Source organism: Gilliamella sp. B14384G12 (assembly GCF_016101825.1).
GTDB lineage: Bacteria > Pseudomonadota > Gammaproteobacteria > Enterobacterales > Orbaceae > Gilliamella > Gilliamella apicola_N.
Genome location: NZ_JACFPU010000007.1, coordinates 108,688 through 123,800, shown reverse-complemented (window position 1 = coordinate 123,800; position 15,113 = coordinate 108,688). Strand labels below are relative to the sequence as shown.

The following is a 15,113-nucleotide window of genomic DNA, read 5'->3' as shown; positions in this document are numbered from 1 at the left end:
GTTTCGACCTCTCAATCATTCAGCTTAGGATTAACCTAAACTGATCTGCACATCAACACCGGCAGCAAGATCTAGACGCATTAAGGCATCAACTGTTTTTTCAGTTGGCTCAACAATATCAACTAGACGTTTGTGAGTGCGAATCTCATATTGATCTCGCGCATCTTTATTTACGTGCGGAGAAATCAATACAGTGAAACGCTCTTTGCGTGTCGGTAATGGAATAGGACCACGAACTTGCGCACCTGTGCGCTTCGCAGTTTCTACAATTTCAGCAGTTGATTGATCAATCAAACGATGATCAAACGCTTTTAACCGGATACGGATTCTTTGGTTCGACATGAGACCAGAGCTCCATTATTTAAAAGTTATAACAAAAGACTACTCCTCCTACCCTGTTTCGATTGACAGGAGAGTGTAATCCGTTCTTTTCGTAACCCCCAAATCGGGAGTATTGTTGATATAATTCAATATATTACATATTAACTATATCTTTATACGCATTTGCTGTTGAAAAATCAACAAACAAAGTGCGTCAATTATACGTAAATTATAAATGAATGCAAGGAGTAATTAATAAAGTATGTAGATAATTATTTAACTAACAAACATTTTTTAAATAATAGGTATAATTACGAGTTTTGACGCTTGAAGAGTGAATTTAATTACAATATATCATTCTTCAAACATCCTTTTTAAAATAGATTATTTAAGGAAAGAAAAGCGCTTTGCAGAAATTTAAATCAAATTGTGATAGATAAAACCGCCATTATGGCGGTCTTTTTAATGATCTTCTTTGGCATGATTTAAACTATATCTTGGAATTTCAACTTCAAGATCTTCATCAGCAACTCGAGCTTGGCAACTTAGTCGACTATGAGGCTCGACTCCCCAAGCTTTATCAAGCATATCATCTTCTTGTTCATCACTTTCCTCTAGCGAATCAAAACCTTTACGAACAATACAATGGCATGTTGAACATGCACAAGACATTTCACATGCATGTTCAATTTCAATATCATTACGAAGTGCAACTTCTAAAATAGATTCACCTTCTTCAGCTTCAACTGTTTTGCCTTCAGGGCAAAGATCAGCATTAGGTAAAAATGTAATTTTGGGCATAATAATCTCGTTTGTTAAATATCATCAACTTTATGGCCAGTTAAGGCTTGACGAATTGATCTATCCATACGTTTAGCAGCAAACTCTTGTGTCATATTATCAACAATCTTAATATGCTTTTTGATAGCATCACTATCATCTAATTCACTTACTGCCTGTAACTGATGCTTAGCGATTAAAATCTGATTAAGCTGTTGCTCATTTAATAGATCAGCATCTTTATCTAAAGCACTTTGTAAACTCTCTAGTACTCTAGCCGCTTCAACCTTTTGTTCGGCAAGCATTCTTACTTGTTTATCTTGCTGGGCATAATTGATTGAATCTTGAATCATGTTAGCAATTTCATTATCAGTTAGACCATAAGATGGCTTAACTTGAATCGCAGCTTCAACACCTGTTGATTTTTCCATTGCAGTAACATTTAATAAACCATCAGCATCAACTTGAAAAGTAACACGAATATGTGCTCCGCCAGCAGGCATTGGGGGAATACCTCTTAGCGTAAAACGAGCTAACGATCGGCAATCTGCAACACTTTCACGCTCACCTTGTAACACATGAATCATCATAGCTGTTTGGCCATCTTTAAATGTGGTAAATTCTTGAGCTCTTGCACAGGGTATTGTGCTATTACGAGGGATGATTTTTTCTACTAATTCCCCCATTGTTTCTATTCCTAAAGATAAAGGAATAACATCAAGCAATAACATATCTGAATCGGGCTTATTACCAACCAGAATATCAGCTTGTATTGCCGCACCAATAGCAACAACTTTATCAGGATCAATGGAAGTTAAAGGCTCTTTTCTAAAAAAATCACCCACTAATTGTCGAACTAAAGGGACACGAGTTGATCCACCGACCATGACAACTTCAACCACTTCATCAATATTGATTTCAGCATCTCTTAATGCTCGGCGACAAACCGCCAAAGTTCGTTTAACTAAAGGTTCAATTAAGTCTTGAAATTGTTGACGCGTTATAGTTAAAGATTGACCTTCTATATTAGCTAAAGCTAAGTCTTGCTGACTTAATGCTATTTTTATTTTAACTGTTTCATCGATAATTTTTTGGTTTATATAGGGATCAGTATTATTTTCTAAACCTAATTGATTTTTTAAATAATCAGCAAGCAATCGGTCAAAATCATCACCTCCTAGTGCTGAATCACCACCGGTTGCTAAAACTTCAAATACCCCTTTATGTAGACGCAAAATAGAAATATCAAATGTACCGCCACCTAAATCATAAACTGCAATAACGCCTTCTTTGCCAGTATCTAAACCATAAGCGATAGCAGCAGCAGTTGGTTCATTTAATAATCTTAAAACATGCAGCCCAGCTAATTTAGCCGCATCTTTTGTTGCTTGCCGTTGCGCGTCATCAAAATAGGCTGGCACTGTGATTACAGCACCATCAATTTCACCACCTAAACTCTGTTTTGCACGTTGAGCTAAAGCGATCAAAATTTCCGAGGAGACTTGTATTGGGTTAACTTGATTATTAGGCAAATTCAATAATGGAACACCATTATCCGTTTGTGAAAAAGTATAAGGAAAATGTACAGCATCAACATCAGATAAGTTTCTACCCATTAACCGTTTAACAGAACTCACCGTGTTTTGAGGATCATTTACAGCATTAGATTTTGCATGCTTACCAACGGTAATAACAAGATTATCATCAACATCTAAGCCGTAATGAACAACTGAAGGTAATAGAAAATCATTATCCAAATCTGGTAACACTTCGGTTTGTCCGCTACGCACAGTAGCAACTAGTGAATTAGTTGTCCCCAAATCAATTCCCACAGCTAAACGGCGCTGATGAGGTTCAGGAGTTTGTCCAGGTTCACTAATTTGTAATAATACCATTTGAATTGTCTCTAATTGATATATGCTTAACTAAAATTATAAAGCATATTGTTTTTCTTGTAACTTTTCGATTTGTTCTATCAATCTAGTTAAATAGCGGATTTTAAAGATTTGATTAAGGGCTGCTTCCCAATCTTGTTTGTCAATAAATTCTAATAATTCTTTATAAACATCACGTTGACGCGCAAAAACTTGCGAATGAAAGTCATCTAATATAACAAAATCATCCTGACTTTCAATATCTTCTAATTTTTCACGTAAAACAAATTGTTCCATTAAAAAATCAGCATCATGAATAATATTTTGCTCAGTTGCCACATCAAAACCTTGCAGAGACAACAAATGTTCAGCAGCTTTAATGGGATTTTTCAGTGTATGATAACCGTCATTAATCATTGCTGATTTTTGTACCATCACCATTTTATCGTTATCATTAGCAGTGGCAAAATTATCTGGATGATATTGTCTTTGTAATTGTTGATAATTTGCTGTTAGTAACGAAACATCTACTGGTAGCTTAACAGGTAAATCAAATAGTTCAAAGTAATTAGGCATGTTCATTACCCCAATTACACATTAAAGCTTTCACCGCAGCCACATTCATTTTGCGCATTGGGATTATTAAATTTAAAACCTTCGTTTAATCCTTCTTTAACAAAATCCAGTTCGGTACCATCGATATAAACCAAACTTTTTTTATCAACAATGACTTTAACATTTTTATCTTCAAACACACTATCATCATCGTTAATAATATCAGCAAACTCTAAAACATATGCCATACCAGAGCAACCGGATGTTTTAACGCCTAACCGCAATCCTACCCCTTTTCCACGATTAGCAAGAAAAGCCTGAACACGATTAGCGGCGCTATTTGTTAGTGTAATTGCCATTAACTTTGACCTTTTTTAGTTTTATAGTCATCAATTGCTGCTTTAATTGCGTCTTCCGCTAAAAGCGAACAGTGAATTTTAACAGGTGGTAACTCAAGTTCTTTAGCAATATCTGTATTTTTGATTGCTTGCGCTTCATCCAAAGATTTACCTTTAATCCACTCAGTAACTAAAGAACTTGATGCAATTGCACTACCACAACCATAAGTTTTAAATTTAGCATCTTCAATTATACCGTCATCATTTACTTTGATTTGTAAACGCATAACATCACCACATGCCGGTGCACCAACCATGCCACTACCAACATTAGGATCATTTTGATCAAAAGAACCAACATTACGAGGGTTTTCATAGTGATCAACTACTTTTTCACTGTATGCCATAATTTACTCCTAATTTTAATGGGCTGACCATTTGATTTTGCTTAGATCAACACCATCTTTGAACATTTCCCAAAGTGGAGATAATTCCCTTAATTTACCAATAGAATCTTTAATTAGTTTAATAACATAATCTACTTCTTCTTCAGTACTAAATCGACCAAATGAGAATCGAATTGAGCTATGTGCAAGTTCATCATTAAGACCAAGTGCTCTCAATACATAAGATGGTTCTAAACTTGCAGAAGTACATGCTGAACCGGATGATACGGCTAAATCTTTTAAAGCCATCATAAGTGACTCACCTTCAATATAAGCAAAGCTTACATTTAATATATTAGGGACACTATGTTCTAAAGAACCATTAAGATAAACTTCTTCGATATCTTTTAAGCCATTCCATAAGCGATTTTTTAACGCTAATAAACGTGGCATTTCAGTTGCCATTTCTTCTCTAGCTATACGATATGCTTCGCCCATACCAACGATTTGATGCACTGGCAACGTACCAGAACGCATACCGCGCTCATGACCACCACCATGCATTTGTGCTTCAATACGAACGCGAGGTTTACGTCTAACATAAAGTCCACCAATCCCTTTTGGCCCATAAATTTTATGTCCAGAAAATGACATAAGATCAACTTTTAATTTAGACAGATCAATGGGTAATTTACCGACGCTTTGGGTTGCGTCAACATGAAAAACAATACCTCTTTCACGACACATCTCACCAATTTTTTCGATATCTTGAATGACACCAGTCTCATTATTGACATGCATAATTGATACAACGGTTGTATCACTGCGCATGGCTGCTGCAAGTTTATCTAAATCCAGTATCCCATTAGACTCTGGAGCCAAATAAGTCACTTCATAACCTTCACGTTCAAGTTGACGACAAGTATCAAGTACCGCTTTATGTTCCGTTTTACAAGTAATAATATGTTTACCTTTAGCTTTATTAAAATGCGCTGCACCTTTAATAGCTAAGTTATCAGCTTCCGTTGCTCCTGAAGTAAATACAATTTCGCGGGAATCAGCACCAATAAGATCTGCAATTTGATTTCGAGCAATATCAACTGCTTCTTCGGCTTGCCAACCAAATTTATGAGAACGAGATGCAGGATTACCAAAAATACCATTTGGTGTTAAATACTGCATCATTTTTTCAGCAACTCTAGGATCAACGGGTGTTGTAGCTGCATAATCCATATAAATAGGTAATTTCATTAATTACTCCCAATAACAAATTCTGTATTTTATTTTTTAATTAATGCTGACGTGTCGTATATTACTTTGTCGATTAGCTACGGCTTTAACTTCATTATTATTGACTAATTCGCTAAGTGTAATACTGGTTAAAAAGTCTTCAATTCGCTCACTTAAATCATTCCATAGTGTATGAGTTAGACATCTAACACCACCTTGACAGCCATCTTGACCGTGACACTTAGTTGCATGTACCGTCTCATCAACGGCTTTTACAATTGAGCTAATCGCAATTTGATCCATTGACCGACTCAGCACATAACCCCCACCAGGGCCTCTAACGCTGGTTACTAAACCATTTTTTCGTAACCGCGCAAATAATTGTTCAAGATAAGAAAGTGAGATTTCTTGACGTTCTGAAATATCGGCAAGTGATACAGGTCCTGAATCAGAATGTAATGCTACATCCAACATTGCAGTTACCGCGTATCTTCCTTTTGATGTCAATTTCATTAATCATCCCCCTATGTGTTATAATATTTATTGTATATATCCTTTTATTTTAGTCAAGTATTTAGTTGACTATTTTAGTGGGAATTATCCTCTCTTAGTTCATCATCGACGAAACACAATGAAATATGCTAATCTAGTTAGATAAATTCATATGGGAGCTAAAAGGATGAAATTGGTATCACGTTACTTACTGATAATAAGTTTAATATTTACAAGTAACGCTTTCGCAAATAATTCTCAAAAAATGTTACGAGAAAATTATCAAAAATGGATTAACTCTTATCAATCGTTAAGTTTTCAAGACCAAAAAACATTACTTGCAACCATAAAAAATTATCCATTATATCCTTACGCTGCTGTGCAATTTTTTCAAAAAAATATAAAAGTTGTCTCCCCTGATGTAGTTAGCGATTTTGTAAAGAAAAATCAGGATTTTCCTTTAACAAACTCTTTAACACAATCCTACTTGAAAGAGTTAACAAATCGCCAAGATTGGAGTTCAATAATTTCATTCCCAAAAGATAATTCAATATCTTCTAATTGTCGCTACCAATATGCTTTACTCATGAAAAACGGAGATAAATCAGTTTTTAAAGATGTAGAAACACTTTGGATGACAGGAAAAGATCTTTCTTCTGCATGTGATCCATTACTTAATGCTTGGGCTAAAGCCGGTAAACGAACAAACAATTTAATATTATTACGTATTGAATTGGCAGTTGAAGCGAATAATCTAAAATTAGCTCGGTATCTAGCAAATTTATTAGATGAGGATTACAAAACAACTAAAAATAATTTACTAGCTTTATTTGATAATCCGAGAAAATTAGACGACTTTTCAAAAAATATTAAAGCGAGTTCTTTTACTAAAAAGATTATTTTAGCATCATTTTCTCGTTTAGCTAAAGTCGATATAGAATTAGCTGAGACCTTATTACCACAATTCATCAAACAGCAAAAATTAAATGAAAATGAACAAAGTTTATTGCAAAAAAGTTTAGCAAACCGTTACTTTAATGATTCAGCCACTTATGAACAAATTAAATGGCGAGATAATTATATTGCTAAAAGCCATGATTCATCTTTGGTTGAAAAACGTATTCGTTTAGCTATTGATGAAAATAATTACAAGGATATTGCTTATTGGTTAGAACAACTATCACCAGAAGATCAATTAAAAGAAGATTGGCAATATTGGAAAGCACGAGTGTTATTAAAAAATAATCGAAAAAAAGAAGCTAATAGTATTTTACAAACACTCACAGCTAAACGTGGTTTTTATGGGATGATCAGTGCGCAAACGCTGAATCGACATTATTCTCTTAATAATCAATCAAAAAAAATTACTCATACCGAAATTTCAGCATTAAAGTCTAAGTTTGATGATAAACCATTTGTGAAAAGAATTAATGAATTACGTAGTTTAGGAATGTTGCCAGAATCAAGCAGAGAATGGCGATATATGCTAAACAATCAAGTGGATAGTAATGAATATCTAAAATTGGCTCAATATGCTTTACATAAAGGTTGGGGGGATCTAAGTATTCAAGCAACGATTGTAGGCAAATTATGGAATAACTGGAATGAACGCTTGCCCATCATGTACCAAGACTTATACCATGATACCCTAAAAGATAAAGCTATCCCTCTTTCTTATGCTTTAGCTATTTCTCGTCAAGAAAGTGCGCTTGATACCTCGGTACAATCTTCAGCTGGAGCCAGAGGATTAATGCAACTGATGCCTGCAACCGCTAAAGAAACAGCTAAAAAAATGGGCTTACTTACTTATACTTCATCAACACAACTGTTCGATCCTGAAATCAACATACAATTGGGTAGTTACTATTTAAATTCAGTTTATCTACAAAATGGTAATAATCGGATATTATCTTCAGCTGCTTATAATGCTGGACCTAATCGCGTTAAACGATGGTTAAAAGAGAGTGGTGGAAAACTTGATGCCGTTGCTTTTATTGATAGTATTCCATTTACTGAAACACGTAATTACGTGAAAAGTGTTTTAGTTTATGACTATATCTATCAAATAATCTTAGGTAAAAAAAATCCACATATTTTGACTCAGCATGAATTTAATAAACAATATTAATGGTGACTATAATGAAAACTAATGAATGGCAACAAACCGTTAAGCTATTACACCAAGCATTTAATGATGGTTATTCAATTGATATATTAAAATTATTAATGACCGCCGATGAGCGTGATGCATTGATAACTCGAGTAAAAATCATACATTCATTACTTGACGGTTCAATCAACCAACGACAACTAAAAGATCAACTAAAAATAGGCATTGCTACAGTAACTCGAGGTTCTAATAGTCTAAAAGAGGCAACACCTGAATTTAAAAAATGGTTAGAGAATATTCTATTAAGCTCAGATAACTAAAACACTAGCTAATATCTATTCGTTACACTTGTAACAATCAGAGTTATAAATTTTGTTGGATATTAACCTCAGTTTCTGTAACAACTGGCACACAGTAATCACATTCCATAGTCTTAATATCTTTAACAGAGGCAACCGTATCATCATGAAGATTATGATGGATTTCGATTAAACAGCTGGAACTACGCAACCGAACTTTTAGAGCTGGCATTGCGGCTAAATGTACTTGAGAAATGAAATCTCTAAAGTTATCTGGTGAACCAATATATTTAAAGCAAAGATATAATCCACCTTCACTGACAACTTCTTCAATATGTTCAAGATTATTATTATGATCTAATGCAATCGTATAAAGTAATTCTTGTTCATTGGTATTATCTTTGCTTTTTAATATGCGACTAAAAGCATAGATTTTATCAGGCAAATCTTCGTTTTTATTTGTACAACGGGATAAATAATTATGAAAAAACTGTGTTCTAAGTCTATTTTCTTCGTCTAATAATTGCCCTAAATTACAATTATTTTTGAAAGAAATTCCCCAAAAAGTCTGTTTCGGCATATCAACAAATTTGGGTTCAGGTAGTGAAAGCTGATTTTTATTAAGCTCAATTGCTGGTGTTAATCCTGCTGGATCCCAAAATTCACCTCTACGATAACTTGCTGGAGTTTCATTGAACTGTTTTTTAAAAGATCGGGTAAATGTTTGTTGCGAATCAAAACGATATTGCATAGCAATGTCTAAAATGGGTTTACTGGTCATACGCAAAGAGAGCGCTGCATAAGTTAAGCGACGATGACGAATATAAGTTCCAAGAACTTGACCCGTCACTTCTTTAAACATACGTTGTAGATGCCACTTTGAATAACCAGACTTTTGCGATACATTATCAATAGACAATGGCTGTTCTAAATTTTTCTCAATCCAAACGATAAGATCTGAAATAATACTAACTTGATTCATAAAACCCCATCATAAAGTGAACAGACACATAACCCTTGATTATGACTTAATCCCAGCAATAAGCAAGTTCTAAATAAAAATTATTTTCCATGCATTTTAACAAAATGAATGTGTACCTGCTTGATGTTCAGTAATATCTTTCACTCCTGCAAGCTCAGGAAATTCGACCATTAATTGCTTTTCGATACCTTCTTTTAAAGTATAATCAACCATTGAACAACCATTACATCCGCCGCCAAATTGTAAGATGACATAGTTATCGTCGGTCAACTCAACTAAATTTACGCGCCCACCATGACTTGCTAACTGAGGGTTAATCTGCGCTTGAATCACATAGTTGACTCGCTCAATTAACGGAGCATCATCAGCAACTTTTTTCATTTTAGAGTTTGGTGCTTTTAATGTTAACTGTGCACCAAATTCATCTGTCACATAATCAATTACGGTTTCTTCCAAAAATGGGGCACTAAATTCATCGATATACACTGAAAAATCCGCATACTTTTCTTCTATATCATTATCTTCAACTGTATCGGCAGGACAATACGAAACTCCGCATTCTGCACTAGGCGTACCCGGATCCATAACAAATACTCTAATTTGTGTGCCTTCTGGTTGATTAGCAAGCAATTTTTTAAAGTGCTGTTGAGCTGATTCAGAAATAGTAATAATAGACATAACTCCTCACTTTAACACCATTTATAATAGTTGACTAACTTTCTTGGTTATTATAAGGACTGTTTAGGATTTTACAATACCGTTCGACATAAACAAATTATCTGAACACGGGTTGCTCCGCATTGTTTTAATTGTTGACTAATAGCATTTATAGTATTACCAGTAGTAACAATATCATCAATAAGCATCACTGATTTATTAGCAACATTTTGGTTACAAACAAAAAGTGTCTCAACATTGCTCATTCTTTGTTTAAGTGATAATTTCTTTTGATCTGTTGCATTTTTCTTTCTTGATAACAGATGAGGATAAAAATCACAATTTAACCATTTAGCAATAGGCTTTGCCAACAATTCGGCTTGATTATAGCCTCGTGACCAATATCGAAGATGATGCAAAGGCACACATGTAACCAAATCTGGTTTAGCTAAACCTTCTGTTTCTCGTCGTTGATACCATGCTAAAAACATTAATCTCGCTAATGCTAGGTTTAATTCAACTTTTTTATAAAATTTTAATTGATGAATTAAGTTTTTCAATGGATGAATATATTCACTAACAGCAATAAGTTCGTCCCAATAAGGTTTATGTTCTCGGCATCGATAGCATACATTCGTTGATAATGAATGGGGTAGACAACATTGGCAACAAATTTTATTGAATTTAGGTAGATTTTTAACACATTGACTGCAAATACCATGATGAGATAAAAATAAAGGCATATTACATAAAATACAACGCATATAGTTTACTTTTTTGTAAAAAAGTTTCAGGTTAACATAACGTTTCAATATAAAAATGGCTTATTCATTTCGCTCAATATCAAAATTAATATGGATACGAATTAAAACGTTATACCAATATCACAATCAAATAAGTTTATTTATATAAATGTTTTATAAAACTTATAATTAACAAAAAATAAAATTGCGATCTATGACACATAATTTCATCGGATTTTACATAAAAATTATTTAAAATAATCAAATATTAGGTATAATCAACCAACTATATCGGATTAAGGAAATAATAAATGAAAAAAATCAAATTATTATTTATATCATTGCTATTAACTCTTTTTACTAGTGTTGCTTTCGCTGACACTAAAGTTTTATTACAAACAAGTCAGGGTGATATTGAAATTGAATTAGATAGCGAACATGCGCCAATAACCACTAAAAACTTTCTTGATTATGTTAACAGTGGATTTTATGAAAATTTAACGTTCCATCGCGTTATACCTGGTTTTATGATTCAAGGTGGTGGTGCCGATGATCAATTAAAATTTAAAGATGGTAATGCTCCGATAAAAAATGAAGCAAATAATGGTTTAAAAAACAATCGAGGCACAATAGCCATGGCAAGAACGAGCGATGTGGATAGTGCAACTAGCCAATTCTTTATCAACACTGTAAACAACGAATTTCTTAATTACCAATCACCTGAAAATTACGGTTATGCCGTTTTTGGTAAAGTGATTAAAGGAATGGATATTGTTGATAAGATTGTAAATGTAGCAACTCACCGTGTAGGACCTCATCAAAATGTACCTGTTGAGCCGGTTTATATTAAAAAGGCAACTGTTATTGAAGAAAAATAATAAATTATTTAAAATGAGATGAAAACCTAAAAAAAACCATCTTAATCATTTAAGATGGTTTTCCTCAAAAATTTAATTATTTTTTAATTTATCACAAGCTTTGTCAAAACCCCGCTCACAGGACTGTTTAAAATACCTATTAGCTAATAATTTGTTTTGCTCAACCCCATCACCTTTATCATACATAATTCCTAACTTGTATTGTACTGATGATACATCTAGTACGGCTGCTTTAGTAAACCAAAATGCTGCTTTTTGTTTATTTTGTTCAACTCCATCACCTTCATCATACATAAGAGCTAAATTATATTGTGCGTTGAAGTTATTTTGTTCTGCAGCTTTTTCATACCAAAATACCGCTTTTTGTTTATCTTGTTCTATTCCATCACCTTTATCATACATAAGTCCTAACTTGTATTGTGCATTTGGTACATCTTGTTCGGCTGCTTTAGTATACCAAAATGCTGCTTTTTGTTTATTTTGTTCAACGCCATCACCTTCATCATACATAAGAGCTAAATTAAATTGTGAGTTGAAGTCATTTTGTTCTGCAGCTTTTTCATACCAAAATATCGCTTTTTGTTTATCTTGTTCTATTCTATCACCTTGATTATACATAACTCCTAACGCGTATTGTGCATCTATATAACCTTGTTCAGCTGATTTTATATACAAAGTTAAAGCTTTTTGTATATTTTGTTCAACGCCATGACCATATTCATACATAATAGCTAAATTATGTTGCGATGGGGGGTCATTTTGTTCTACAGCTTTCTCATACCAAAATAACGCTTTTTGGTAATCTTGTAATTCACTATCACTTTTATGATACAATTCGCCTAGAGCATATTGTGCATCTACATAACCTTGTTCGGCTGATTTTGTAAACCAATAAATAGCCTTTTGATATAGTGCCTCATCTTGCTCAACTCCTGTTGTAGCCTGAAAATATAAGTGACCTAAAAGATACTGCGCTTCTGAACTACCTTTTTCTGCTTCTTGTGTACATTCAATAAGTGCCTTTTCATAATTTTTATTTTCAAATTCTGTTGTACAATCCCCCGCATAAGCAGCAAAAGAAAATAAGATAGGCATAACTAATAGTAATTTTTTTATTTTCATGATATTCCTTATATATTTATATAATTCTTTAAAATTTTATTCAATTAATCATAAAGTTATTAAAAATCATTTTAATACATTTAACAAATTAGCAAGCGTTCTTATCCCAATGCCTGTTGCTCCAGTTGCCCATAAAGTGGTTGCGCTTTTGCGGAATGTAGCTGAACAGTCAATGTGTAGCCAATTTTGTTTATAATTTTTTATAAAATGGGACAGAAATGCGGCGGCAGTGCTTGCACCCGCGGTATTCGGTAATCCAGAATTTGCCATATCAGCAAACGAGGATGGAAATTGAGAACGGTGAAAATCAGCTAATGGTAATCGCCAAAATGCCTCATGTTCAGCTTGGCTACTTGCTAATAACTGATTAGCAAATTTGTCATCAAATGAGAGTAATGATTGATAATCGTTACCTACAGCAATTTTTGCGGCACCAGTAAGCGTTGCGCAATCAATGATATAATGAGGATTATCATTATCTGCACTAATTAATCCATCAGCTAAAACCAAGCGACCCTCGGCGTCGGTATTATCAACTTCAACTGTTTTACCATTACGATAACGAATAATATCACCTAGTTTGAATGCATTACCACTTACCAAATTATCAGCACAGCATAAATAAAGTTTGATGCGATGATTGACTCCGCGAGCAATAGCAAGAGCCAAAGCACCAGTCACCAATGCCGCGCCTCCCATATCCGATCGCATTGATTCCATAAAACTACTTGGTTTTAAACTATAACCTCCAGAATCGAAAGTAATCCCTTTCCCGACTAGGCAAGCAATAATTGGTGTTTTTGGATTTTTAGTCGGATTATAATCAAGCTCGAGTAAGGCTGCTGGTCTGTCAGAACCTTTACCAACTGTGTAGATGCCCATATAATCTTGTTCTTTAAGTGCTTCTCCTGAAATAATGTTATAGGAAATATCAGAGGAATAATTGCTAATTAATTTTGCACTTTGTGTTGCTAATTCTAAAGGACTTAATGTTTCTGCTTGTTGATTAACAATATCTCGACACCAATCAATGATGGCTAAGCGATTTTTTAGTTCTTGCTTATCTTTCTTATTTAATTTTGCCCAACTGACTTTATTATTGTTTTTAGCATTACGATAACCAATCCAAAAATGCCAACATGACTCTAAATCCCAATTGTCACCACTAAGTTTAACTGATTTAATACCTTGATTATCTAATTTTCGTGCAGCTCGCTGAATGGCACCATGTCGATGCTCGGGTTGATAATGAATGGTAACAGCATCTTCTGAAAAACTGAGTAATGCATCTTTACCCCACTTTGATGGAGCAGGTTTTTCCGAAAGTAATATAGATAAAGTCGACATAATAAATTCCTCAAACAATAATAATGCAAAAACGATGAATCAATTCTAATCAGAAACATGTTAATATAGCAAGCAAAGTTAAGCATAAATAAGGACCTATAATGACATCAGTTGTACAAATCAAAAATGGAATCAATTTTCGTGACTTAGGTGGCATTAAAACCAGTGATGGTCGTCAAATCCGCTCAGGAATGTTGTATCGTTCAGGTGAATTTTCACGCCTTAATGATAGTGAAAAAAACTTTTTATCTGATGAGCTTAATTTGCATTATGTATTAGATTATCGAGATCAACATGAAATTGATCGTAATCCCGATAATCTTTGGAATAACAGTCAATATATTAATGTGCCTGCAACCCCATTAAGTGATGAAATTACAGCAAGCCTAACCAGTGATGATATTTTCATTATGAAAAAATACTCACCTTTTGATTTTATGGTTAAACTTTATCAATTATTACCATTTAATAATGTAGCATATAAAAAGCTAATATCGCTGCTACTCAATGCCAACGGTAAACCGTTAGTGCAACACTGTGCAGTAGGTAAAGATAGAACAGGTGTAGGTGTTGCCTTAACCCTATTTGCATTGGGTGTGAGTGAAGAAGTGGTTATGCAAGATTATTTACTCACGGAACGCTATTTAAATGATTATCGTGAAGCCATACTTAGTCAAAATAAAAATAAATTATCACCAGAAGAATTTGAAAAACAAAAAACTATTTTCGCAGCTAAAGAAGAGTTTTTAAGTGCGGCTATTGATGAAATCAAAAAACGATATGACACAATCGACAATTGGTTAATTAAAGAATATCAATTAGATGATAAAAACAGGAAAATTCTTCAAGATATTTACCTAATTTAAATAAAATAAGGGGGTTTACTATCCCCTTATTAACAATCATTTTACCTTTATTATAAGTAAGTTGGGATTACTTATTACAAGTATAGAATAAACTCATTTCATTAATCCTATTACAGGATCAATATCGAACAGC

At 33.7% G+C, this 15,113-nt stretch carries 17 protein-coding genes; 4 read left to right on the top strand and 13 right to left on the bottom strand.

The annotated features are described in order from the left end of the window. Nucleotides 1-30 precede the first annotated feature (30 nt). From rpsJ to iscR, 8 genes are all read right to left on the bottom strand, one after another. Nucleotides 31-342 (bottom strand): 30S ribosomal protein S10, encoded by a 312-nt coding sequence (gene rpsJ / locus H3S73_RS08850; protein ID WP_006120582.1) that lies wholly within the window; start codon nt 340-342, stop codon nt 31-33. A gap of 441 nt (nt 343-783) precedes the next feature. Next, a complete protein-coding gene (fdx, locus tag H3S73_RS08845) occupies nt 784-1,122 on the bottom strand; it encodes an ISC system 2Fe-2S type ferredoxin (protein WP_034884110.1) in 339 nt (112 codons plus the stop codon). 14 nt (nt 1,123-1,136) lie between these two features. Continuing rightward, a complete protein-coding gene (gene hscA, locus H3S73_RS08840; RefSeq protein ID WP_198236407.1) occupies nt 1,137-2,996 on the bottom strand; it encodes a Fe-S protein assembly chaperone HscA in 1,860 nt (619 codons plus the stop codon). A gap of 36 nt (nt 2,997-3,032) precedes the next feature. Beyond that, the gene (gene hscB, locus H3S73_RS08835) at nt 3,033-3,551 is read right to left on the bottom strand and encodes a Fe-S protein assembly co-chaperone HscB (RefSeq protein WP_039127718.1); all 519 of its coding nucleotides are present in this window, start codon (nt 3,549-3,551) and stop codon (nt 3,033-3,035) included. A 14-nt stretch (nt 3,552-3,565) separates the two neighbouring features. Beyond that, nucleotides 3,566-3,889 carry an iron-sulfur cluster assembly protein IscA gene (gene iscA, locus H3S73_RS08830; protein WP_025314377.1) on the bottom strand — a complete coding sequence of 108 codons (324 nt, stop codon included), beginning with the start codon at nt 3,887-3,889 and terminating at the stop codon, nt 3,566-3,568. Then, a complete protein-coding gene (iscU, locus tag H3S73_RS08825; RefSeq protein WP_025314376.1) occupies nt 3,889-4,275 on the bottom strand; it encodes a Fe-S cluster assembly scaffold IscU in 387 nt (128 codons plus the stop codon). Before iscU ends, iscA begins: the two co-directional genes overlap by 1 nt. 15 nt (nt 4,276-4,290) lie before the next feature. Then, nucleotides 4,291-5,505, bottom strand: a complete 1,215-nt coding sequence (locus H3S73_RS08820) for an IscS subfamily cysteine desulfurase (protein WP_039127722.1) — start codon at nt 5,503-5,505, stop codon at nt 4,291-4,293. Nucleotides 5,506-5,541: 36 nt separating this feature from the next. Further along, nucleotides 5,542-5,997, bottom strand: a complete 456-nt coding sequence (iscR, locus tag H3S73_RS08815) for a Fe-S cluster assembly transcriptional regulator IscR (RefSeq protein WP_039127725.1) — start codon at nt 5,995-5,997, stop codon at nt 5,542-5,544. A 166-nt stretch (nt 5,998-6,163) separates the two neighbouring features. Between iscR and sltY the strand changes: the two genes are divergently transcribed. Then, nucleotides 6,164-8,104 (top strand): murein transglycosylase, encoded by a 1,941-nt coding sequence (sltY, locus tag H3S73_RS08810; RefSeq protein WP_198236406.1) that lies wholly within the window; start codon nt 6,164-6,166, stop codon nt 8,102-8,104. An 11-nt stretch (nt 8,105-8,115) separates the two neighbouring features. Then, nucleotides 8,116-8,406, top strand: coding sequence for a trp operon repressor (gene trpR, locus H3S73_RS08805; protein ID WP_216355862.1), 291 nt, complete (start codon nt 8,116-8,118; stop codon nt 8,404-8,406). 43 nt (nt 8,407-8,449) lie between these two features. On the opposite strand, the gene robA is transcribed toward trpR, so the two are convergent. The 3 genes from robA to H3S73_RS08790 form a co-directional block, all read right to left on the bottom strand. Beyond that, nucleotides 8,450-9,367, bottom strand: coding sequence for an MDR efflux pump AcrAB transcriptional activator RobA (robA, locus tag H3S73_RS08800; protein WP_039127734.1), 918 nt, complete (start codon nt 9,365-9,367; stop codon nt 8,450-8,452). Nucleotides 9,368-9,463: 96 nt separating this feature from the next. Then, nucleotides 9,464-10,045 carry a Fe-S biogenesis protein NfuA gene (gene nfuA, locus H3S73_RS08795; protein WP_172398455.1) on the bottom strand — a complete coding sequence of 194 codons (582 nt, stop codon included), beginning with the start codon at nt 10,043-10,045 and terminating at the stop codon, nt 9,464-9,466. 71 nt (nt 10,046-10,116) lie between these two features. Further along, the gene (locus H3S73_RS08790) at nt 10,117-10,788 is read right to left on the bottom strand and encodes a phosphoribosyltransferase family protein (protein ID WP_039127738.1); all 672 of its coding nucleotides are present in this window, start codon (nt 10,786-10,788) and stop codon (nt 10,117-10,119) included. Between the two features lie 290 nt (nt 10,789-11,078). Between H3S73_RS08790 and H3S73_RS08785 the strand changes: the two genes are divergently transcribed. Beyond that, nucleotides 11,079-11,645 (top strand): peptidylprolyl isomerase, encoded by a 567-nt coding sequence (locus H3S73_RS08785; protein ID WP_144092131.1) that lies wholly within the window; start codon nt 11,079-11,081, stop codon nt 11,643-11,645. A gap of 72 nt (nt 11,646-11,717) precedes the next feature. Here H3S73_RS08785 and H3S73_RS08780 read toward each other — a convergent pair whose 3' ends face one another. Both H3S73_RS08780 and pepB read right to left on the bottom strand, forming a co-directional pair. Then, entirely contained in the window at nt 11,718-12,767 is a 1,050-nt protein-coding gene (locus H3S73_RS08780; protein WP_198227616.1) for an SEL1-like repeat protein, read from the bottom strand. Between the two features lie 66 nt (nt 12,768-12,833). Next, entirely contained in the window at nt 12,834-14,114 is a 1,281-nt protein-coding gene (pepB, locus tag H3S73_RS08775; RefSeq protein ID WP_232352962.1) for an aminopeptidase PepB, read from the bottom strand. Between the two features lie 101 nt (nt 14,115-14,215). On the opposite strand from pepB, the gene H3S73_RS08770 reads away from it, so the two are divergent. Beyond that, the gene (locus H3S73_RS08770) at nt 14,216-14,980 is read left to right on the top strand and encodes a tyrosine-protein phosphatase (protein WP_198236405.1); all 765 of its coding nucleotides are present in this window, start codon (nt 14,216-14,218) and stop codon (nt 14,978-14,980) included. Nucleotides 14,981-15,113: the final 133 nt, after the last annotated feature.